The sequence below is a fragment of the Thermogemmatispora argillosa genome (genome assembly GCF_059696725.1).
Genome location: NZ_AP019377.1, coordinates 1526425 through 1547822, shown reverse-complemented (window position 1 = coordinate 1547822; position 21398 = coordinate 1526425). Strand labels below are relative to the sequence as shown.

Sequence of the window (21398 nt, the reverse complement as noted above, 5' to 3'; positions counted from 1 at the left end):
TTATCAAGACCAGAAAGCTGATGGGAGGATAGGCGTAGATACTGGCTTCATGCTATAATTACAGCGACGTAAGTTTTAAAAATGTAGATTTATTGCCTCCAGTTGAAGTTAAGGCTAGAGGAGGTAAAGGAATGCCCCATCAGCCGCGCGACAGAAGCAAGCAGATGAGCCTCATAGTCCTCAGCCTGATCTTACTCATGGGAGCAATCTCCGCCTGTCAGCCATCTTTTCACCTGCCGGACAAAGCACCCCTGAGTACAGTACCCTGTAACGCTGCAGCGGAGCAACTGCTATTCAAAGAGCAGGCGCAGGCCAATGACCAGGGGCCGGCACTGCTCTACGTCGCACAGCATGATCAGCTCTATGCGATTGACGGGCGGCGGAGAGTAGTGCTGTGGTGCCGGCGGCTAGTGCATACCGATAACCCCGAGAGACGCCTTGCTCCTGAATTCGCGGCACTAAGGCGTAGTGGTCACAGCCTCTATAGCGGAACAAGCTCGGGGCTGCTGGTAGCTCTTGATGCAGACAGCGGACAGGTGCGGTGGGTGGCGAATAACTATTCACTCTTTGAAGATCAGGATTGGGTGGCACCGACCGTAGATGAGCAGAGACAGCTCATCTATGGAGTAGATAGTAGAGTTGGCTTCTATGCGGTCGGAAGTGTAGATGGAAAAGTACGCTGGCAGCAGGATCTCAGCCAGGGGCTGCCAGCACAGGCGCAGGTGGTGCCAGAACTAGTACCGAAGGTCAGTGGGAATGTGGCAGTGGCAGCTGTGCCGGTCTTCCTGGGGCCAGGTCCGTATACCGGGAACGTCCTCTTGCTGGGGGTAGAGGCGCAGACGGGGAGGCGCTTATGGGAGCATCTCTGGCCGTTGGGGAAGAATTTGAATCTGGAAAAGCCACTAGAAGTGGAGCGAGGAGTGATCGGCCTCGTGCTCAGGGGCGAGGGACTCCTAGGGATACGTGCAATCGATGGCAAGCTGCTCTGGGAGATAAAGCTGCAGGGGGTGTCTTCCCCCAGACTGGCAGGTGCAGCGGATGGCGTCTTCTACCTGCAGACCGAGAAGGGCGAGAAGGAAGTGCTTTGGGCAGTGGATGCGACGAGTGGGCAAGTGCGCTGGAAGGCCACTATTGAGGAGAGAGGGGATCTGTTGGCAACCGTAGGGGACCAGGCTCTCTATCTGTCAAGTTTGGAAGGGGTTATAGATGCGTTGGAAGTAAAAAGTGGCAAGTTGCTGTGGAAACAGCAACTGGTTGCGAATGAAGATAGCTGGGTGCCAATGAGCTGGCCAATAGTAGAGGGGAATACAGTGTATGTTCTTACAAGCGGAGTAGAGGCCAGAGGACCCTATGTGCTGCACGCGGTGAGCCATGCGAGTGGACAAGAGGAGTGGGCAATGATCTTTGGGGACGAAGGCGACTGGATAGTGCCGGTGCTGGGAGCCTGAGCGGGGAGGTCAAGGGGCGCTCCCCTAGTGATCCCTTCAGCAACGGGGACCTCTCGACTAGAGATCCAGTGGAGGCAGTAGTCGCGAGTGAAAGCCAGGGGCTGCCTCCTTCGCTTCTTTCAGGGGATTATTCTCTACCTGTGCGCTGGTCGTGTATCTTCAGCGGTCATGGTTCTGACGATGCTACTGAGAAGGGACAGGCTCCTGCTCCACGATGCTGCTTAGGCGGGAATGTATTTATGCTGCCCGGCTCTCTTCCTCTGCTCCACGCTAGTTCTAGCTGCTTTGCGCCTGGTAGCTGGTATCCCAACAAACTTGCGCTTGCTACCTGACTGGGCGAAAGCTCTCTGCTGAGAAGAGGCGCTCAAGCATGCAGCATCGGAGGCGCAGGAGCCGCATGCTACTCTGGCTGCATAAGGCTGTCTGCCTGCCAGACGGATAGGCTTTTATCGTGGGAAGGGTCAGAAGAAGCTTGATGCTATCTTTGGAGGGCTTTCAAGAAACAAAAGAGGAAGGAGATTTTTGGATGAACAGCGAGGCTGAACGCCCCCTGCTGAGGGGCGATTTCTGCTCTATAGGCGCTGGCTGAGCCTATGCAGCGGCGTACTGGTGATGGCTGAGGCGGTGGCTGGTCTCTACCACATCTTGTGGGGAGTGTTGGGGGGGTGTGCTGCAAATGCTGCTGCTGCGGCATTGCGAGCGACTCAGCCAGGTGGAAGCGCACGAGAAGGCGGTGCAGGCGGTGTGGCGGGAGCAGCTGGATCGGCTGTTCTGGAACATGTGCATAGGGATCAGTGTAGCGCTCATGCTCGCTATGAAGTAGCGGTTGCTGGCCTGGGCCAGTATGAAGGAAGTCCTTGAGAGGGGGAATATCTATCATGCGGGGCTTGTCAAGGCGCGGCGCTGTGCTGCTGTGGGCAGCAAGCATAGCGCTCATGGGGGTGGTCGTCTGGCAGCAGCTGTTGGCGCTCTGCTTTCTGGCGGAGGGGGTGGTAGCCCTGGTGGCATGGGGGCTGGCGAGCGTACTCTTGTGGTGGCTCCAGGAGGAGGCGCTGAGTGGGGAAGGGCTGGTGGGGCAGAGTGAGGGGGGACAGAGGCAGAGACAGATCGGCTCTCGGTGGTGGTCGGTCCGTGCTTTGTGTGGTTACTGGGAGCGTTGCTGTGGGGCGGCTGGCTGAGGCTGATTCCTGCAGGGCCACAGCAGCCCCGTTGGCTATGGGTGGGAGAGCAGGCGCTGGCAGGAGCGTTTGTGACAGGGGTGCTGGTGCTGGAGCTGCGCATGGGCTGGCTGGTGGGGCCGGAGCTGGCCCGCCTGAGCAGGTGGGTGCTGCCGCGCTGGTGGCGCGGGTGGCGAGCTTCAAGAAGGGGAGCCAGGGGTGTTGGCTCGCTGGTGCTCTGGCTGCTGGCGGTCGTCGTGGGGGTGGGCGGCTCGCTGTGGCTGGGGCAGGGGCTGCTTTGGCGGCTGAGTCTGGGCGTGCTGCTGGTGGGGCTGGGAGCGCTGGGGGCCCGTTTGCTGGTCTGGTTCTCGTGTGATGAGCGCCGCGCGCGTTTGTGGGGATCTCTGTCGCGAGTGTGGATCTGGGTGATGGTGCGGGGAAGTGGAGGGTTCTTCGCGCTGGCGATGATACAGATCTGGTTCGATCTCTGGCCTGCGCGAATGGAAGTGTCTCCACCTGGGGGAGGCTGGCAGGTCGTAATGAGCGTGCTGCTGCTGCGGCTGGCCTTCTGGGTGGGAGGATGGCCGTAGCGCAGCAGAGGCATCGAGAGAAGTGTGGGCGCAACGAGCCTGGCAAGCAGGCTGACTCTGGAAAGGGGGGTACTGGGAGGCTGATGACCTGGGGAAAGCGCTCCTCTGAAGGAAACTGGCAGTGTTGGAAGCTCCTCAAATAGCTAGAGATTGGACATAGGCCGGAGAGGGGGCCACAAGCACAGACAAGCACCAAAGAACAACGAGAGGGATCTTGAGAATAATGAAGGAGAAGAGTAAATGAATAATGTAAGAATTGGAGAGAAAGAAGACCAGAGAGAGGAGCCGCCGAGCTGGCAGAGCTATCTGGAGCGGCTGAACCCGAGCTATGCCCGTGTCTGGGTGCACAAGGGCTATGTCCTGCTCCAACTGAAGCGCTATAGGGAAGCGCTGGCCGCCTATGAGGAGGCCCTGCGCCTTGATCCAGGCCATCGTGGGGCAGCCTCCAACAAGGCCGGTGTTCTGGCCAGACTCCTGCGCTATCGCGAGGCTTTGGCCGCCTGTGAATACGCCTGTCAGCTCCAGCCAGAGAATGCCAGGATAGTCCTGCAGAAGAGCTGTGTGCTGGTAGATCTGGGGCGCTATCGCGAGGCCCTGGGAACCCTGCTGCAGGCGCTACGCCTCCACTGGCGGACTGCCTCCTCCCCCTCATCGCTGCTCCCACGGCAGACAGAGCAGCAGCCGATCCTCCGCCAGCGGGCCGAAAAGGAGCTGGCTGCTTGCGAGCAGCGGCTGCGGCGCCGCCCTGACGATCGTCAGGCCCGCTATCAGCAGGCGCTTCTCTTGAGCGGTCTGGGCCGAGGAGAGGAAGCTCTCGCCGTCTATGAGCGCCTTGCTCTGGCGAGGCCCGGCGATCCTGTACCTCGCTGTTGTCAGGTGCTCCTGCTGGCCCTTCTAGGCCGCCTTGACGAAGCGAGCGAGCGCTATGAAGAGCTGCAAACCTTGCAGCAGCAACCAGCCGCTTCGGACAAGCACCTGCGTGCGCTCTTCGGGCCTATGTTCTCGCGTCTGTTAGCACTGATTCGCTAGCACTCTCCCGCATGAAGAGCGTCAACTCCTCTCTACAGGAGAGCAAGCGAGCCAACACCATCCAACTGTCAACGACCCCAGGCTCAAGCCAGGGGCTTGCCCGCAGCCGCATCGACCCGGGCTTCAGGGCTGGTTGACGGCAGCCCACTGCCCCGCAGGACAGCACAACACGGTGGCCGGGTTGACCCGCCCTCCCCTGCACGGTGAGGCGGAGCCGTTACTGACCGTCCGGCCAGTGCCTTTGGTCTCACGAGGAACAGGATGCATCAGGAGAGCCGAAGGTGTCAAGTCAACTCCATAGTGAGAGAAAGGAGAAAGCCGCCTTCCTCAGCGACCTCTGGCTCTTCGAGCGAGAGCATACGGCGCAGGTGCAGCCGCCCCGGCGCCGTGTTCGGGGACCTGGCCGTCGGCGTCGCTCTGCTGATCCCGAGCAGTCACCGGAGCCATCTCAACCTCATCCCTAAGCAGCACCTGGCTGTCTGAGGAATGAAGCTGAGACAGCAGTCAAAGTAGCAGGAGGCGCTAGCGCAGCCAAGAGAAGAGTGCTGTCTGAGCTGATCTAGCCACCTCTGCCTAACTAACCCTGGCTGGCCCAACCGCGGCAAGGCTGGTACCAGAGACGCAAATCGCACGGGTCCTGCTCGCAGAGCGGCGCCTCCTGCGTTGTAGTCTGCCAGGCCAGAGCCAGCTCATGCAGCACGGGCGGTTTATCCTGATCCATTTCGGCGTGGCTGACCCCGATAATAATCACGCGCAAGCAGGCGTATTCCTCCCCCAAGAACCTGGAAGCCCATTCTGTAGCCTGAGCCTGGCGGTAGATTGTGGTCGAAAGCAGCAGGGCCTCCTGACAGGGATACTGCTGGCACTCCTCGGCCAGGAGCTGACCCAGCCGGCGTAGCACATGATCATCTGAACACTGAGTAGCCTCCAGCGGCGCAATCGAAGCGTTCAGACGCAGATCCCGAGGCAAGGCCTCAAGGACCTCCTGCAGTCGTCGCTCTGTGGCCTGATAGTGGCACCAGAGCACCAAGACCGGCCCCTGCTCCGTCAAGAGCTGGCGAGGTTTCTGCAGAAAGCCACGGCGATCCTCCAGAAAATCGCGCAAGGCCAGCAGGGCCTGACGCAGCGGAGGCAGTTGCTGGCGCCACGGCATCTCGGTACGCGCCAGCTCCTCATCAAGCTCTACCAGCGCTTCACGAATCGTTTCCTGCAGGAAAGGTAGCTTGACCTTCTCCAGCGCCTCCAGTAAGTAAGAGCGAGCCAGGCGCTTGCCCGACATAGCCAAAGCCCGCGCCGCTGCAGCAGACACCTCCTGATCGCTATCGCTCAGCAAGGTCTGGCGCAAGGCACTCAAAGGAGCGGCCTGTCCCAGACGTCCCAAGGCCCAGGCTGCAGCCTCACGGACCAGCCAACAGCTGTCAGCGTGCAGCAGAGCGATCAAGGTCGCCCGCAGGCGTGTCAGCCAGGCATCTCGTAGCTGCTCATTGGCCAGAAACGCAGGCATCAGGCGGCCCAGTGACCAGGCAATGGCCTCGCGTACCGTATCGTGAGCCTCGCGCTCCAGCAAATTAAGCAGCAGCTCTGTCAGTGGCTCACTGCCCAGACCAACCAGCCGCACCGCCTCCGCGCGCACACGCCAGGAGGGATGAGTTAAAGCCAGCCAGAGCGGCCCACGAGGCAGTGACTGCCCTTGTTCCAGGGCTGTCGTCAGCTCCCGTATCAGGACCTCGCCCTCGGCAGGCGCAGGGCCGGCCAGCGGCAGCGGCTTGCCTTCCGGGCCGGCCTGCGCTCTGGGGGCGCTGCTAGCCGCAGCGTCATTACTGTGCGCCAGAGCGCCTCCTCTGAGAGAGGACGTCAGAGAGGCCGCGCATGTAGCTGGCTGGCGCGCTCGTGGACCCGCGACCGACCACCGAGAATCGTGACCAGGATGCAGCTCACTAATGTGCAGCGGCTCTGTACAAGGTTCAGCGCTGTCTTGGTGATACATGAAGCGATCCTCCCCTGCTGTATCTCACAGTCGCGCTCGTTTCTCTCTGGGCTCGCGATTACCTCGGGGTACAGCCTTGTCCCTTGGTGTGGGCCGTCGCGAGCACTCTTCTTCGCTCAGCGCTTGGGCGCTGAGCAAACAGAGACGGAAGTCTCTCATGACAACCCTCAGTCGGTGTTGTGCACCAGCCGGCGTAAACGACTAATGCCCTTACGGATGTCATCGTTGACTGTGCGCCGGGGACGGCCCGTCCGGGCAGCGATCTGGCGCGCCGACTGGCCAGAGAAATGCAACATCACTGCTGTCTGCTGATAGGGGGGCAGCGCCTGCAGGCTGCGGGCCAACAGGCGAGCCTGATCACGCCGCTCGACCAGAGCCTCCGGCTGCTCGTCTGCGTCGTCGGCTAGATCATCGACCTCCGAGCGCACTTCACCATCAGCGGTGGCATAATACTGAATCTGGCTCATCCGCCGATGCTTCTGTTCGGCGGCGCGGTATTGCCACAAAACGCGTTGCGCAATCTTAAGCAGCCAGGCGCGCGGATGGTGGATCGGCAGGGCGCGCTGACGCAGGCTCTGATACGCCCGGGCGTAAGTTTCATCAACACAGTCATCGATGTCTGAGGAGTCCTCTAGCAGCCGCTCAAAGTAGCTCTGCAATACAGGGCGCAGACTGACTAGCTCCGTTTCAATCCCTTGAGAAAGATCGTCCTGCTCCATTGGGTAACGAACTCCTCATCTACTTGGCTGACCACGATGAATGGAGAAAGACAAGAAAACAGAAGAACGCCCCCTGCAAACACCCCAGGAAGAGTCATCCCGCCGCTCTCTTCACCACGCATCCCTGTCATGGCTGCCTCGCCCGCTCTCCACGCCCCAGCGCGGCTAAGCCGGCGAGCAGAGCTAGTCAGCGGCATCCGCAGGCCAGTCCTCTGCCGATCCAGGACCCGCTGAGTGGTTTGTCCAGGAGCGTTATAAGCCATATCATGCATCGTTCGCTCCTTGTTTGGAAAGTAACGATCCCTATACAAAGCCCTTTCCACCCATGAACGGCGTGATTCAGACATCGATCAAGATGCCTGCCCCGCCTCTACTATCACTTGTGACCCGAGCGTCATAATCTGGCAGAGGGAGCTGCGCGCCTAGCCCATCCGGGTGATGAGCGTGCCGTCCAGAGCAGAGCAGGGAGGAGGGAGAGCGTGAGGGCACGGATGCAGAGAAGGAGCAGAGGTACACCGTAGAAGGCACTGGCCGCGAGAGCCAGCCGCAGATCAGGGCAACCAGACTGCCAGTGAAGCCGACGGCTAAAGCGCGTCCCCCGGCGATGAACCAGAGCACGAGCGGGAGAGCAATGGCAACAACGATCAGACAAAGACCAGCGGCGAGGCGCCCGGTAGACTCTTGTCTCACTGCGAGCCTCCCTTCGAGGCGTGCGCGGGACACCCTGCCGCCTGTGGATGGGCGGTAGAGTGCACAAGCGAGCGGCGCCGTTCCGTCGCCCTGCAGACCGCTCTGAGCGAATCGGGGGCCAGAGCTGGCGCAGCAGTCAGTACACGGAACAGCGCCACCGGGCGAGCCAGATGAGGAGCCTCAGCCGAGCCTGGCGAGCGGCCTGATCTACCGAACGGTGACAGGTAGATGACGCTCTGCCGACTGGCAGCCTGCCAGTGCAGCACAGACTAGGTCGTCGTACAATTGACGCCGTTCAGCCTGAACGTTGTCGGTGGATTATTACTGCCGTTCCAGGTCCCGTTAAAGCCGGGCGAGGCGCCCAGCGTCGTGCCTGCCGGGATACTAGCGTTATATGAGAGATTGGTCACCGTGACCGTGCTGCCGCTCTGGCTAAAGGAGCCGTTCCACCCCTGGGTCACCGTCTGCCCGTTCGGGAAGACAAACTGAAGTTGCCAGCCGTTGATGGGGGTGGTCCCTGTATTAGTGATCTGCAACAAGGCGCTAAAACCGCCGGGCCACTGCGAATTGACCACATAGTGAACCGAACAACCGGCGCCGGGGACCGCTGTGGGTAAAGGCGTCGGTGAAGGTGGAGGCGTAGATGTAGGCGAAGGTAGAGGTGAGGCCGTAGGTGCCGCCGTAGGCGAAGGTAGAGGAGTAGGCGAAGCCGTCGCGCCGCCGGCGATCACATAGGTCACCAATTGGCGGGCGGCGATGGTCGTACTGAAACTATTGTTCTGCAGGCTCAGCGGCGTCTGGGCCTCCGTGTTATGGCTTGCATCGGTCACATAGGGCACGGCGCTCGCATTGGCGGGCAGCGAGAGGCCCTGCAGCGAAAGCGTCACCGGCACGGCGCTGTAGGAAGTATTGAGCACCACGATGACCAGCGTTCCATTGACGTTCAGGAAGGCGGTCACCTCCAGCGTACTATCGCTGCTCGTGGCCCCGATGCGCGTTGCGCCTGGGCGCACAAAGCGGCTATAATTGGCGAAGCTCCACAGGCGCTTAGCGGGCATCACCGTCCCATTGACCACATTGATCAGATAGCCGTTGTCGCTGGCGTTGAAATTGACGCCCCACCAGTAGAAGAAGGCATTCAAATTAGCGGCGGTCAAACCCGTATAGATCTGCTGGGCCCAATAGAAGCCGGAGCCATCGCCGCCGTCGTCCCAGCTATAATCTGCCGCATCGAACTTCGCCCATTCTGTTTGCCAGACATGGCGGCTGCCCAAACCGGTGATAGGCGTTGTTGGCGGGGCGGTATAACCGTGGCTGGAGAAGAGGTCGAGGTAGCTATTGGCCGTTGGATTGGCGAGGATGCCGTTGGCGTAGCTCTGGGCGCTATCCCAGCCCTCGCCATCGCAGCAGACCACCTGCGCAGTCACCCCTGCTGCGCGCAGGGTCGGCCCCAGAATCGCCACAAAGTCGGCGGTCTGGGTTGGATTCATCACCATACTCGAATAGTACGTCGACAGGTTCGGCTCATTGAAAGCGCCGATCTGCGTGAGCCGGATGCCATCGCTGAGGTAGTCGCGGTAGTACTGCAGCAAGTAATTGGCATAGGCCTGGCGCCAGTCGCCGCTACTGCAGCTTGTACCTGGCGAGCCGCAGAGCGAACCACCATTCGCCTCATCGCCGTTGGTCTTCATGAAGCCGGGGGCGCTCCAGGCATCGCCATAGAACTGGGTAACGCCGTAGCTCTGGGCCTGCTTAGAGAGCCAGACCTGACCCCAACTATCATGATCCCAGACATAGGTTGGAGTTGCATTCGGGCTGCCGGGGCTGGTAGGCTCGATAGTGTGGGCCTGGTCCGATGGGAACAGATTGCGCAGGATCGAGAAACCCGCGCCGCTGGTGGTACTGAAGAGAAGATCGAGAATCTGCCGCTGCATGCTCGTGGGGGACTGCTCCAGCTCCTGGGCGGGGCCGAAGGCGCCGGAGAAGCCGAAGCCATCGATGGTCTGGTAGCGAGCCGCGCCGTTCACGCTGATCGTCGAGGCAGCGTAAGCCGTGCGCGTTGAGTGGGGGAGAGCTACAGTGGTCGCGAGGGCCGTGAGCAGAACTGCGCTCACCACAATCGTCGTGGCTCTCCTTGCCGACTGAAAAGACATGGCATTTCCTCCCTGAGTGACCGAGAAGTGCCGAAGCGGCCAGGTGGGGAGCCGACCGCATCGGATGGCGCTGCGTTTTCCTTTCTGAGAAAACGGGTGCCATCTCTGTTATCCTGTGTTCCCTGCTTGAGCAATCTCACCTTCGTTTTTACTATGAAAATTTTCAAGCTGTTAAGCATGCTTGAAAATTTTCAGAAGGCTATGACTGATATTCACAGCGAATTTCTATTTAAGCTGAATGACGCTCAAGAGAGATATAGCCTCCAGGCCTCCAGCCTGTCAAGGGAGCAACTAGGCAGAAAGAGAGCACTTCGCTGACAGGATGTAGACAGTGGAGTTAGAGGAGGGAAAGGCCTGATAAGGCGAGCCAGATGACAACGCCTCTCGGGCCAGGCGGGGGATGACTCTCGGGAAACTGCGCTGAAGTTGACTTTTCGCGTAGATCAAGTACACTTAGAATAGCTGAGCAGGGAAGCCCGCCGCGTGGCAGGGAAAGCCAGTTCACTGGAGGCGCCCCTGTATCTCCCCTTGCCGCGGCCTCTGCCTTCTCCCTTCTCTGGGCCATCTCGGGACGATCGCGGTGCAAACTCCAAATGGAATTGTGAAAGGAGCACTGGCTATGAAAAGGATTTCAGCTCTCCTGCCCCCTTTTTCAGGAGCCTGTTTTCTCCTGATCTCTCTCATGCTCAGCATGCTCGCAGGCGCGGGACCCGCCCTTGCCGCCTCGGGAACCCGTGAAGCGACCGCTCAGGCTGGAAGCCAATGTCTGGCTGCGGCACCGGCAAAGCAGCAAGTTGCGCTCGGGCAGCCTGCTTACATTGTCATCACGGTCGCCTGCTATGCGTCGATCCCATCGCCCGCCCTGGTAGTGAACTGGGGAGATGGGAATCTTTCCAAATACCCGCTATGCGAGCACGCCTGTCCTGTGCCGCCGGTAACACTGGTTGCCTCTCATGCCTATATGCTGGTTGGCACCTACTGGCCACTCATCTGCCTGGTGGGGACAGGGCCGATTACGCCCCAGCCCGAATGTGTGAGCGTTGAAGTGGTCGTTGTAGCTCCCACGCCGCAGCCGCTGACCTAAGCCTGACTCGCGGCGCTGGAAATGAGCGGGTTGGGAGAGGGTGAGGAGGGAGCGAGAACCGTAGGAGGACAGGGCGAGCCGCTCGCTGGCTGGTGGCCTGACCTGGAGGCTTCCCTGCTCGTCGCCGGGCGCCTGCAGCGAGAAGCACGGCCCCCACTCTGGTCGCCTGGCCTTTCACCAGAGCGGCGGCGCGGACTGGTGCCGTCCAAGGGATTAGACCAGGCGGCGGCGTCCCCAGATCAGCACATGCAGCTGTGGCAGCACGCGTACATTATACTGGTCCCAGAAGGGATCACGCAGACACTCAGCCAGCCAGGCCAGGGCTGAGGGATAGTCTGGCAGAGCAGCGTCGCCCTCGGGCTGCAAGATAATGGGCAGGCGGCGCTCCTTGAAAAGCGGATGGGCTTCCAGCAGAGCGCGCAGGGCCTGTTCATCGTCGGCGTCGCGCACGACGAATTTCCACTGCTGTTGCGTAGGGGCCAGGCTGTGCAGGAACTGCTCAATGACGGGGTGGCGCAAGTAGTTCGCGCCGCTGCCGGCGCTAGGCAGCTTAGGAGAAAGGCTCCACAGATCGATCAAGGGCACGGCCAGAGCCGGGAAAATCGTGGCATTTGTCTCGATGGTCAAGTGGTGGCCCTGAGCTTTCAGCAGAGTAGCGAGCTGAGGTAGCTCCTTCTGTAGCGTTGGCTCGCCGCCGGTAAGCACCACATGGCGGGCGCCGAGAGCGGCCACGCGCTCCGCCACCGTCTCGGGAGAGAGCGTTTCCCAGCTTCCGCCTTCGCGCACACTCCACGAATATTTTGTATCGCACCACGAACAGCGCAGGTTGCAAGCGAAGAAGCGTACAAAGGTTGTGGGCACCCCCATCAAGCTGCCTTCGCCCTGGATCGAGCGGTAGATCTCCATGACCAACATCGTCAGAAACCCGTCTCTTCTTTGATTGGCCTCGTCTCTCTTGCTAACTCTCTGGTTATGTTGCTGGCAGGCTCCCTGAATGCTTCTCATTCCCTTCCCGTCGCTCGACGTTCTCGGGAGAGGGAGGAAAGAGGAGCCGCCAGCGACGGCTGAGGACCCTTCTGGCTAGATTTTCTCTGGTCTGTCAACTGGTCTCCGGTCCCTCTGGACCCCAGCCGAGGGGGATGACATCTATAAAAAGATTTTTGTTATACAAGACATAAATAGAAACAGAGGAGACTTTACTCTGTGAACAGCATATGCTATCCTGATAGAGCATTCTAAGATAATCAATATTTTGTAGTAAAAAATACTAGATCCCTGGCAGAACTGGTCTTGAAGCTGAATGGACCAGTAAAAGAGCACGCAGTTGGAGTGGTGTGCCTGGCGGCACCTGATCTGAGAGGACTTTCTAGCAGCCGCTTCCCCTTTTGAGATGGGGGAGAAAATGGAGAAGGGTAGTTAGAGAACAACTCAGCAACCGTAGTGACGGGACCCGTAGAAGGGAGAAGAAGGAAGGTAGCACATATCAACGACCCCCGGCTCAAGCCAGGGGCTTGCCCGCAGCCTCGTCGGCCCGGGCTTCGGGACTGGTTGACGACAGCCCACTGCCCCGCAGGACAGTACAGCGATCCCGAATGTTGCGTGCGGCATTGATGTCGGCGTGCTCCTGGAAGCCACAGTGTGGGCAGGTGAAGGCATGGCGACAGCGGGCGCCCCGTTGCCCCCAGCGGGAACAGATCTGGCTCGTGTAGGCCGGGTTCACGTCCACGACGCGCAGGCCCTGCTCCTGTGCTCGCTGCTCAACCCAGCGCCGGATCAGCCCCCGCTGCCACAACGCGAGCCGCCGCCGTAGGGCCTTCCCTCGGATCTGCCCGTGCTCTGGTGGGGGCACCTGCAGTCGCTCGAAGACCAGCACCGCCCCCGCAGGAACCCACTCCGCCAGGCGCTTCGCCACCGTTTGGGCAAAAGTCTGGGTGCGGTGTCGTTGCTGGCGACCAAGCCGTTTCAGCACCCGCCGGACACTGCGCGTGTCCCGGTGCTGTGCCTTCCGGGCCGCCAGCTTCCGCTGCAGCCGTGCCCGCGTCTTCGCGGTCCGCCGATTGCGGACCTTCACCGCCTTCCCACTCACAAAGAGGACGCGTTCCTGTCCATCTACCGTCACCAGCGCATTCGTCTCGTTTAGATCAATCCCCACGATCTGGCTGCTGCTTACTGCCTCATCTGCCGCCTGTAATGGCTGCGGGTCTGGTCCTTCCAGAGTGATGGTGAGCTGGCCCAGCAGCCGCCCATCGCGTTCCAGCACGGTGAGGCTATCGATGGTCTTGGCCTGGGCCAGCCGTTGCTGAAACGCTTCCGGGACCCGGTAGGGGAGCTGCTTACGTCCGGCCACCGTCCAGATCGAGAGCGTGCCGTCAGGGCGTAAGCTGGCATCCCGCCCTCGCGGCCCGATCAGGAACAGGGCCCGTCTGCGCCGGAACTGGAACGGGCGCTGTGGCGGACGGCGGTGGCTGCAGGCACTCTGGTAGGCGGCAGCCACCAAGCGGATGGCCGTACAGGTCATCTGCGCGTTGAGCTGGCCCTTGACCTGCTGGTAGCAGGCCCGATGCAGCCTTACGGCAGAGAGGGGTTGGCCCTCGTTGAAGCAGGGGGCCGAGAGCTGCTGCTGCACCGCCTGGAACACCGCCAGCGTGCGACGCAGGTCCTCATCGGCTGGCAGCAACACCGGGATCGTCCGCTGAAACTGTCCCATTGTTCGTTCAGGGTCCTCCTTGTGAGTGACTGGCCCGGGAGTGGCGCCGCTCAGGGGCCAGGCTGGTGACCCTACCGGGCACCCTGAGTGGCAGCCAGAGCGACACACAGGCTAGTGGGCGACCGAGGTTCCAGGCAGAGACGGACAGGTGCAGGTGTCGCACCGGCGACAGCCGCCACAGGCATCGACAGGCTGGTGGCAACGGGGACAGTTGCCGTAGAGGGGCAGCGCCGAGGGAATGCGGGCCGAGATGAGGCCGGCCAAAAACCCGGCCGCTTGGGCCGCCCAGGCGCGCCAGCTTTTGCCATCGAGCGGCTGGTCCCAGTGGCCTTCCTCGTACAGATCCATCACCACTTCGGTGAGGTCGCGATCGATCAGTTCCCGAGCCTTATGCTCCTCGTCATCGAATAGCTCCTCAAAGTAAGATGTCGCCCCATAATGATACCCAGCGGCGAAGTCGGGGTCGCTGACCTCGATGTAGGGAACATGGACCAGCTCTGGAGGCGCTCCTTCAGTGAGGGCGACGCGCATGGCACAGCGAGGCGAAGGCACGGGAGAGCTTGTCTCCGGCGCAGGATCATGGGCAGGCCCAGCTACGGGAGGCAGGTCAGCGGGTGTCTCCTGTGAAGACCCCGCACGGTCGGCAAACAGGACGTCATCCAGGGGCTGCTGGTCAGGAGCACCAGCGGAACAAGACAGCTCGGCCATGATGGGTCATGCTCCTTTCACGACAAGAGAGACGGGATACGAACCCTTCAGGCCTGCTGGGACGCGCGGGGTCTCGCCAAGACAGTCTGACCCCGGCTGTCAAGCGCGATCAGCGGTCTTTCTGACCTGTGTGCCGTCATCTCTCGTTGGTCGCTTGCTGGCCGCCGGGGTCAGACGTGGCATACTACATCCAGACCTCGCTGTCTTGACAGGCTGTGACTGGTAAGGCCACCACGCAACTCACCAGCTTCAGCCCTCACAACCAGCGAGTCACCAGGAGCATTCAAGCCCCTTGCTTGGGTGCTCCACTTCTCCTCACTAAGTATGGATAACTCTCCTGTACTCTTCAAGATCCTCCATATCTACCCGCTCTTTTCCTGCCACCCGCTTCATCTGGCCGCTCCCATTGAAAGCATCCACAACTTTCCAAGAGTAACATCGTAAACAGAATCGCCCCTTTCAAGGCGTCTGATGGTATCAATAGACAAACCAGCATTTCTCGCCAGATCGGATAAGCTCCACCGCAGAGCGATCCTCATATGGCGTACCATGCCTGATAGGGGCGCTTTCAAAAGACCTCGATCAGTCTGAGCTGGAGAAGCACTACAAAGTCTTCTGGCCGCCGCTGGGCCACTTTCTCGATGATCCGCTGGGGGAGCATGGCGAGCACGAGCTGGCGGCGCTGGCGCGGCTGGCCATCAGCCTGGCCCACGATGGGCAGGTGCGCGAGCAACTACAGCGCTGGCTTCGGCGGCAGCCCTATATCTGCCTGGATGAGCAGGGTCTGGAAACCTGGGCCGTACGCCTGCAGTTTGCTCTCTTGCTGGAAGTCCTGGCGAATAGCCTGGATGAGTTGATCTACGATTGGCGCGAGATGGAGGCCCTTTTTGGTCTCGAAGGCAGCAGCGCGACGCTCTTCTATAGTCCGCCGCCCGATTATGCTCCCTGGTTGCCGGATGCCCCGATGGGCAACATCCTTGGATTTCAATATGTGCGCTCATCCGAGAAAGCCTCGGAGCCGGGAAAGCTACGCTTTTTCCGCTGCATGGGAGTGGGGCGCTGGCTTCTGCTCCACCTGCATGACTTTCTAGCTGCCGATGGGCTGGCTGGTCCCCATGCCCTGCTGCTCTCGGGGACAAGCTGGGCGGGCACCTCGCCTATCTACCATCTTCAGGTGCCGGTGCAGGCGATCCTGCTGCCACCGCTCGAAGAACGCCAGGCCATTGAAAAGAGCGGCTTTGTCTATCGCTTCGCGCGCCTGGAGGAATCTATGGAGGCGGCTGCGGTCTCGGGCTTCCAGGGAGAGGAGCGTCTCAGGCATCTAGAGATCGTGCTCCGAGATCTGGCGCGACACGAGCATCTTGCTAAGGAGAGGCTGCCCAGCTCGCTGGATCGGCTGCGGGCTGAGCTGCCCGAAGGACGGCAGCGCATTCTCCTGGTTGTGGGCAGCTACGCCGAGGCCCGGCATGCCTATCACTACCTGCTCAACCAGGGATTGATTGCTCCGGGTGAAGCTGTCTACCTTGTCCCCGACGATGCCATCTTCGAAAGTCAATGGTCGTGGCAGAGCGATGACCGGCTGCCCCGTGGCCTGGTGAGCGAGTTGAGCAAACGCAACGCCTGGTTGCTCATTGCCCCGCTGCAGGCCATTGAGCGCGGTCACAACATTCTCAACGCAGAGGGGAAAGCGGCGCTTGGGGCAGTCTGCTTCCTGGTGCGTCCGCATCCACGGCCTGATGACATTCATTATCTGCTGCATAGCGTCAATCGCTGGGCCATCGAGCACTCTGCCGATACGGAGTGGTTGCGCCTGCTCTGCGACTCAGAGGCGATGGACCTGGAGACGGTGGGCAAGCGCTTCCGTCAGAAAGCGTTCACCTACTGGCTGGATCTGCTCCACTTGCGCTTGCGCTACAGTTCTCTGCCGAAGTGGGAGCGACGTGCCCTGACCTGGACGCTGCTCGTCGCTGTCTGGCAAGTCATTGGGCGCCTGGTACGTGGCGGTTGCCCGGCCCTTGTCCTGTTCTGCGATGCACGCTTTGCCCCGCGCCAGGCGGCCACGGGCGAAAGCGACTACGAGCATACCAGCCTCATCAAGGGCATGCAAGAGGTACTCCGTCCGTACTTCGAGCCAGATGACACACAAGCTATTCCTCCTCGCGAGAGGCACCTGGTGCAGATTCTTTATGGACCCCTTTATTATGGCTTGAAGGGTATTGAAGAGAGGGAGCAATATTGATGGCTAATGACACAGTATTGCAGCCGATAGCCTTTTGCCTGGCGAATGACAACGCCGCCGTCAGAGAGCGGCTGGCTGCTCATCCCTTCTGGGTGTTGGAGTTCCCCGAGGAGCTCAAGCGCCGTCTGCGTGAGGTCCAGAGTCAGATCTCCAGGCGTACGCCGGAGGAAAGCACTCCTCCCCATGTGGTCCTGAATCAGGCGGCGCGCCTGCTGATCCCCGACTTGATCTCGATTACCAGCCGTATCACCGATGGTGGAGTGCAGCCCTGGCTCTATGGTTTTGTCGATCAGGGACGGCCCACGGAGCCGCCGACCGATAGTGTCATCCTGCGGGCGTTGCTTAGTGCCTGGCTGCGCACCGTCTTTCGTCTTCTCTTCCCATCGCCCGCTCTCCTGGATCTGCTCCAGGAGGTGCAAGCCTTGCCTCTCGTCTGGAAGCGGGAAGAGATCGACCTTTGCTACTGGTCGCAGGCCCCGAATGGGACGGCCCGACCGTACCGCGAGGTCGGCCAGCGCTGCATTCAGAATGGCTTTGTGCTCATGCCCGATCTCGTGGCTGCCAGACTCTCTGCCCTGGAGCTGGGAGGCGACCACACGCGACGCTTTCGCTTCAAACGGGCGCCCCTAGCGCCGGGCCGACATGGCTGCGAGCTGATTTCCTGGCCGCCGCAGCGGGAGGGCGTGGGACCCCAGCCCTGGTATTGGTCCATCGTGATCACGGTGACGCTCCAGACAATACCTTTTCAAGGCTATCCGCAGTTACACATTAACCTGGGTGTTCGGCGTTGGGTATCGCAGCCGCTGCAATACACGCCGGCTGAGACCATCAGCGCCTATCTGTTGGATAGCCTGCCCTGGCTCGCCGCCGACCAGCAGCGGCAGTGCTTTCAGGTAGCGCCGATTGTCAAGCGCAGCCGCAAGGCTGGAGAGACGCCCGATGGCAAAGATTGGATTGTCGAATACAGGTGGGCCGATTCGCTGGTTGCCCTGCTCAACGAGCTACACTGGGCCGAGCGGCTGCCTGATCCGCAGCAGCTCACCCAGCAGCCGAGCGAATGGTTAGAGCGGGCTTTGACGGGCAGCAGCCCGCAGGCTGCGCTTGTCTTTCGGACCGGTATGAGGCCGGATCATGGGGAGGGAGCGGGCTTCTCTCTCAGCGATCGTCGTTTCATGGCGGAGCAGATCGCTGAGCTGCTGGCCCCGGATTTCATACTGCGCTCGCCTCTAGAACGCTATGGGGCGCGGCGCTTCATTGCGCACCCGCCCAATTCTTTCTTCCCTCAAGGGAAGCAAGATCGGAAGCAGCCAGCCCAGACGAGGGCTTGCGCTGAGCGTCGGCAGGCTGTGGCAGAAGCGCTTGGGGACGGGCAGGTCATGACTATCATTGTGCGCTACCAGACCAAGGCGGCGCTGCAGGCTGTACGGCAGGCTCTCTATGAGGTGTTGGGCTATCCTCTGGACGTCTCTGAGGGCACTATCTGGGTGACGCCGGAGCTGAGGCTGGCGGTGCGCAGCGAGCCGCTGGGCGAGATCGGGAGGGCGCTGGGGATCAAGGAGTATGCGCGGGGGCAGGCTGCCGAGCACTGGCGTCTGAAGATTCAAGAGCGAGCTGAGGCCATAGCGCAGGCGTTGCCGGAGGTGGCTGATCCCTATGGACTCATCATCGAGCTGCCTGATGCCGACTTCTTCCGTCACGATGGAGATCCCAAGGCTGCCCTACGTTTGGGCTTCGCCCGCAAGGGCTACCTGACGCAGTTTTTGACGCCGCCGACCTCTAACAGGGAAGAAGGAGCCTCTAAGGAGACGCTGCAGGAGCGGGCCAGATCTGCCGTCCGCGATCTTCTGCGGCAGTGTGGCGTTCTAGCTGTGCCGCCGCGGCTGCTCCCCAAGGTCAGGGGCCAAAAGCCGCCTTTCCAGATTCCCGAGCCGCTGCACTACCTGGCCGCCTGGGTCATTCACCGCAATCGACGCGGCAGCGAAACCCATCTGCCCCAGTATCTGCCTGTCGTGGTCTACCTGCGCTCCGATAGCCGGCTTGTGCTGGTACGCGCGCCTGGCTTTGAGGACTGGCTGCCCTATCGCGAGGCAGCCCTGCAGCTCGCGCGCATGGAACAGGCCAGCCAGCGCGATCGCGAGGCCGTGCGCCAGTTTCTCCTCAAGACGCTGCATAGGCTCCTGCCGACACGCGGGGAGACCATCCTCTTCTGCGATGCCTGTAACCTGCGTCAGTCCTGGCCCTGGTTGGGGAACGAGCGCATCACGTCCAGTCTGCCGCCAGAGCTAGAGTGCTTCCCGCAGTTGCGCATTGTCCGCGTACGCAGTGCCTCGCCCGAAGTGCCCGAGTGGTATGCCTTTAACGCAAAGCGGCAAGCTCTGGGCAAAGATCCGTACCTGCTCTCGCAGGGGCTTTTCCGCGACGCGACGAATCCCGCTGTCTTCTATAGTGTGCAGGAAAAGCCGCCCACGGCGCAGCAGAGCAAATATAGCTCGAAACTCTCACTGCGCCCGTTTGAGAAGTTGGCTAAGGGACAGAGTGCGGGTCAGCCTTTTGATGCTCCTTGGGGAATGGCCTGGAATCCGCGCATCGTGGAATTAACCATAGCTCGCCAGGGCCATGAGCAGCGCCCTGATGACGTGCTGATGTGTGCAGTGGTCGCGCACGAGCTACGTGCTCAGATGGCCGTTCAGTTTGGATCGCCAATGATCTTGCCCCTGCCACTCCACCTGGCGCGCCAGCTCGAAGAGTATACGTTGCCGCTTCGCCCGGCTGAGTTGCGCACGTGGCTGACTGCCGAGGGGGAGGCAGCCGAGGAAAGCAGCGAGGCAGGCGATGATGAGAACGAGAACTAAGTGACCCCGCTGAGTGAGGCGGCGGTCCGGCTCGGTCCGCTCCGGTCTGGTCGGCGTGACACGACTGGGCCACCGCCTCTGGCTGGTTGTGAGCTTACTTAGCTGGCTGCTGCCGTCTCCGATCTCCTCGCAGCCTGCTGCTGGCGCAGGCGGGGCAGGTTCAGCAGGAGATAGAGCAGGCCGCTGACAACGGCCCCAATGATGCCGCTGAGGTCCATGCCGCCCAACAGATGCGCCAATGGCCCCTGCCACGGCTGACTCAGCCAGGGCAGGGTAGCCGAGCCAATGAAAGGGATGGTGACGGCAAAACCAACCAGCCAGGAAAGAAGGGCTCGCCAGGCCACGCCGCCACTGTACCAGTAGCGTCCAGCCCGCCCGCGCGTCAGCTCTGCAGCAGCGTAGTCGCCGCGGCGCAAGACAAAGAAGTCGATGAGCAGCACGGCGGCCCAGGCTGGCACCCATAGATAGGTCAGCAGCAGAAAGTCGATGTAGACGTTGAGGAAGCGATTAACCAACTCGCTGTAGGTCTGGGCCTCGCTGAAACTGAAGTGAGAGAAAAAGCCAATCCAGCCAACGCCTACCGCGCCGACAAGGCCGCAGAGCAGGGCCGACCACCAGCGCCGGAGCGGAATGTCCATCGCCAGGGCCACCAGGCCGGCGGTGTAGACGTCGAAGTAGTTGGCCCAGATTTCGCCCAGGACCACGAAGAGCAGGAAGGGCACCAGTAGCCAGGGCGGCGCTGCTCCCGTGATGACGCTCAACAGATCGGGATTGGCCGGGTTGATGGTGGCCAGGGCGACGCCGAGGATGCCCAACAGGGCCGTCGGCAGGCCGATGCCCAAACCGGCCCACCAGGCAATGCTACCGGCGCGTGTGCGGGTGGGCAGATAGCGCGAGTAGTCGGAGGCGAAGGGAATCCAGGAGGCAATCAAGGCGTAGATGAAGCCTCCGCCTGTGACAATGGCGGCCAGACGCGCCGGCCCGTGAACCGTGGTCGGAAGGCTCCAGTTAATGCGCGGAAAGAGCACAATGAAGAGCAAGAGGCAGAAGGCCATGAAGACGATGGCCCCGTATTTTTCAAAGACGTGGACGGTCTGATGTCCGTAGACGGCGACAATGACCGAGGCGATGAGCACGAGCGCAATGGCGATCAGAGCTGTCTGTGGCGTTCGGGGGATGCCGACCAGACTGGCAAGCTGCACCAGAGCCCAGCCGCCAATGACGCAGTCGACGGCGAACCAGCCGACGGCCATCAGCCAGGTAAGGAAGGCGCCGATGTAGGCGCCGCGGTGTCCGAAGACGGCGCGTGCAAAGACCATCTGGGGGGTGCCGGTGCGCGCACCGGTGGCGCTGGTCAGACCATGCAGGGCGGCAGCCAGGGCGCAGCCGATGACGATGGCGATGGCGCTGTCGAGCAGGCCAAGCTGCCCCTGGCTCAGTCCCAAAACAAGCGGGGCCCCGATGGCCAGGGCGCCGGTGAGGAGCGATAGATAATTGGCCATCGCCCCTGCCCAGACCAGGGCCAGTTCGCGTGCGCTGCCGTGTCGATCAGCTTCGGGAATCGGCTCCATGCCGTGGCGCTCAACTTTGAGAAAGTCATCTGCTTCTACTCCCCGTACTTGTAGGATGCCGCTACCTGATTCCTGTGGCTCCATAGTTGGCTTGCTCCTTTCTTGGGCGGCTTCCGATCTGATCTGGTGCGTGCTGTGCAGCAAGCCGCTGGCTGGCTGGCTGGTATCACCACAGCCTCGCTGCTTGCCTTGCGAAGGCAGGCACTGGAGCGCAGAGGTAGCGGTCTGGCTGGTGACTGACAGGGGCGCTACGGTTGCTCTGCTCTGGGTGAGGAGGTGTGGCCTGGTTGCTCCCGCTTCCGTTGAAGCCGGAGGAAAAGGGTGCTGGCTGAAGTTGGCCTCGTCTTGTTGCCAGCACCTCGGGATCGTTACGCTACTTGGTTGGCGGCTGCCCCGGCTGGGGCGATAGTGGCAAGCAAGCAAGCAGGTACGCTCCCTGCGCTGGCATTACCCAGATCAGGTTC

At 61.2% G+C, this 21398-nt stretch carries 18 protein-coding genes; 9 read left to right on the top strand and 9 right to left on the bottom strand.

The features are described 5' to 3' along the window. The first annotated feature begins 164 nt into the window (after window positions 1-164). The 6 genes from AC6H1L_RS06035 to AC6H1L_RS06010 all read left to right on the top strand — a co-directional run bounded on the left by AC6H1L_RS06035 (window position 165) and on the right by AC6H1L_RS06010 (window position 4688). Window positions 165-1448, top strand: coding sequence for a PQQ-binding-like beta-propeller repeat protein (locus AC6H1L_RS06035; protein ID WP_497600630.1), 1284 nt, complete (start codon window positions 165-167; stop codon window positions 1446-1448). Between the two features lie 667 nt (window positions 1449-2115). Beyond that, a complete protein-coding gene (locus tag AC6H1L_RS06030) occupies window positions 2116-2271 on the top strand; it encodes a hypothetical protein (protein ID WP_497600629.1) in 156 nt (51 codons plus the stop codon). Window positions 2272-2326: 55 nt separating this feature from the next. Then, on the top strand, window positions 2327-2626 hold the full coding sequence (locus tag AC6H1L_RS06025; RefSeq protein ID WP_497600628.1) for a hypothetical protein: 300 nt from the start codon (window positions 2327-2329) through the stop codon (window positions 2624-2626). A gap of 71 nt (window positions 2627-2697) precedes the next feature. After that, a complete protein-coding gene (locus AC6H1L_RS06020; RefSeq protein ID WP_497600627.1) occupies window positions 2698-3195 on the top strand; it encodes a hypothetical protein in 498 nt (165 codons plus the stop codon). 240 nt (window positions 3196-3435) lie between these two features. Beyond that, window positions 3436-4224 carry a tetratricopeptide repeat protein gene (locus AC6H1L_RS06015; RefSeq protein ID WP_497600626.1) on the top strand — a complete coding sequence of 263 codons (789 nt, stop codon included), beginning with the start codon at window positions 3436-3438 and terminating at the stop codon, window positions 4222-4224. A 281-nt stretch (window positions 4225-4505) separates the two neighbouring features. After that, window positions 4506-4688 carry a hypothetical protein gene (locus tag AC6H1L_RS06010; RefSeq protein WP_497600625.1) on the top strand — a complete coding sequence of 61 codons (183 nt, stop codon included), beginning with the start codon at window positions 4506-4508 and terminating at the stop codon, window positions 4686-4688. A 113-nt stretch (window positions 4689-4801) separates the two neighbouring features. On the opposite strand, the gene AC6H1L_RS06005 is transcribed toward AC6H1L_RS06010, so the two are convergent. The 4 genes from AC6H1L_RS06005 to AC6H1L_RS05990 all read right to left on the bottom strand — a co-directional run bounded on the left by AC6H1L_RS06005 (window position 4802) and on the right by AC6H1L_RS05990 (window position 9773). Beyond that, window positions 4802-6211 (bottom strand): HEAT repeat domain-containing protein, encoded by a 1410-nt coding sequence (locus tag AC6H1L_RS06005; RefSeq protein ID WP_497600624.1) that lies wholly within the window; start codon window positions 6209-6211, stop codon window positions 4802-4804. Window positions 6212-6378: 167 nt separating this feature from the next. Beyond that, window positions 6379-6930 carry an RNA polymerase sigma factor gene (locus AC6H1L_RS06000; RefSeq protein WP_497600623.1) on the bottom strand — a complete coding sequence of 184 codons (552 nt, stop codon included), beginning with the start codon at window positions 6928-6930 and terminating at the stop codon, window positions 6379-6381. Window positions 6931-7269: 339 nt separating this feature from the next. Continuing rightward, a complete protein-coding gene (locus AC6H1L_RS05995; protein WP_497600622.1) occupies window positions 7270-7620 on the bottom strand; it encodes a hypothetical protein in 351 nt (116 codons plus the stop codon). A gap of 269 nt (window positions 7621-7889) precedes the next feature. Continuing rightward, the gene (locus AC6H1L_RS05990; RefSeq protein WP_497600621.1) at window positions 7890-9773 is read right to left on the bottom strand and encodes a cellulose binding domain-containing protein; all 1884 of its coding nucleotides are present in this window, start codon (window positions 9771-9773) and stop codon (window positions 7890-7892) included. Window positions 9774-10392: 619 nt separating this feature from the next. On the opposite strand from AC6H1L_RS05990, the gene AC6H1L_RS05985 reads away from it, so the two are divergent. Beyond that, window positions 10393-10857, top strand: a complete 465-nt coding sequence (locus AC6H1L_RS05985; protein WP_497600620.1) for a hypothetical protein — start codon at window positions 10393-10395, stop codon at window positions 10855-10857. Between the two features lie 213 nt (window positions 10858-11070). On the opposite strand, the gene AC6H1L_RS05980 is transcribed toward AC6H1L_RS05985, so the two are convergent. The 4 genes from AC6H1L_RS05980 to AC6H1L_RS05965 all read right to left on the bottom strand — a co-directional run bounded on the left by AC6H1L_RS05980 (window position 11071) and on the right by AC6H1L_RS05965 (window position 15005). Beyond that, the gene (locus AC6H1L_RS05980) at window positions 11071-11763 is read right to left on the bottom strand and encodes a 7-carboxy-7-deazaguanine synthase QueE (protein ID WP_497600619.1); all 693 of its coding nucleotides are present in this window, start codon (window positions 11761-11763) and stop codon (window positions 11071-11073) included. Window positions 11764-12355: 592 nt separating this feature from the next. Next, complete coding sequence (locus AC6H1L_RS05975; protein ID WP_497600618.1) at window positions 12356-13564, bottom strand: RNA-guided endonuclease InsQ/TnpB family protein; 1209 nt, start codon at window positions 13562-13564, stop codon at window positions 12356-12358. A 111-nt stretch (window positions 13565-13675) separates the two neighbouring features. Further along, window positions 13676-14272, bottom strand: coding sequence for a hypothetical protein (locus AC6H1L_RS05970; RefSeq protein ID WP_497600617.1), 597 nt, complete (start codon window positions 14270-14272; stop codon window positions 13676-13678). Window positions 14273-14840: 568 nt separating this feature from the next. Next, window positions 14841-15005, bottom strand: a complete 165-nt coding sequence (locus AC6H1L_RS05965; protein WP_497600616.1) for a hypothetical protein — start codon at window positions 15003-15005, stop codon at window positions 14841-14843. Between AC6H1L_RS05965 and AC6H1L_RS05960 the strand changes: the two genes are divergently transcribed. Together AC6H1L_RS05960 and AC6H1L_RS05955 are read left to right on the top strand one after the other, a co-directional pair. Further along, a complete protein-coding gene (locus tag AC6H1L_RS05960; protein WP_497600615.1) occupies window positions 14994-16511 on the top strand; it encodes a hypothetical protein in 1518 nt (505 codons plus the stop codon). The two genes, AC6H1L_RS05965 and AC6H1L_RS05960, sit on opposite strands and share 12 nt — an antisense overlap. Continuing rightward, on the top strand, window positions 16511-19363 hold the full coding sequence (locus AC6H1L_RS05955) for a pPIWI_RE module domain-containing protein (RefSeq protein WP_497600614.1): 2853 nt from the start codon (window positions 16511-16513) through the stop codon (window positions 19361-19363). Before AC6H1L_RS05960 ends, AC6H1L_RS05955 begins: the two co-directional genes overlap by 1 nt. Before the next feature lie 98 nt (window positions 19364-19461). Here the strand turns inward: AC6H1L_RS05955 and AC6H1L_RS05950 are convergent, their stop codons facing one another. Beyond that, window positions 19462-21018, bottom strand: a complete 1557-nt coding sequence (locus AC6H1L_RS05950; RefSeq protein ID WP_497600613.1) for a purine-cytosine permease family protein — start codon at window positions 21016-21018, stop codon at window positions 19462-19464. Between the last annotated feature and the right edge of the window lie 380 nt (window positions 21019-21398).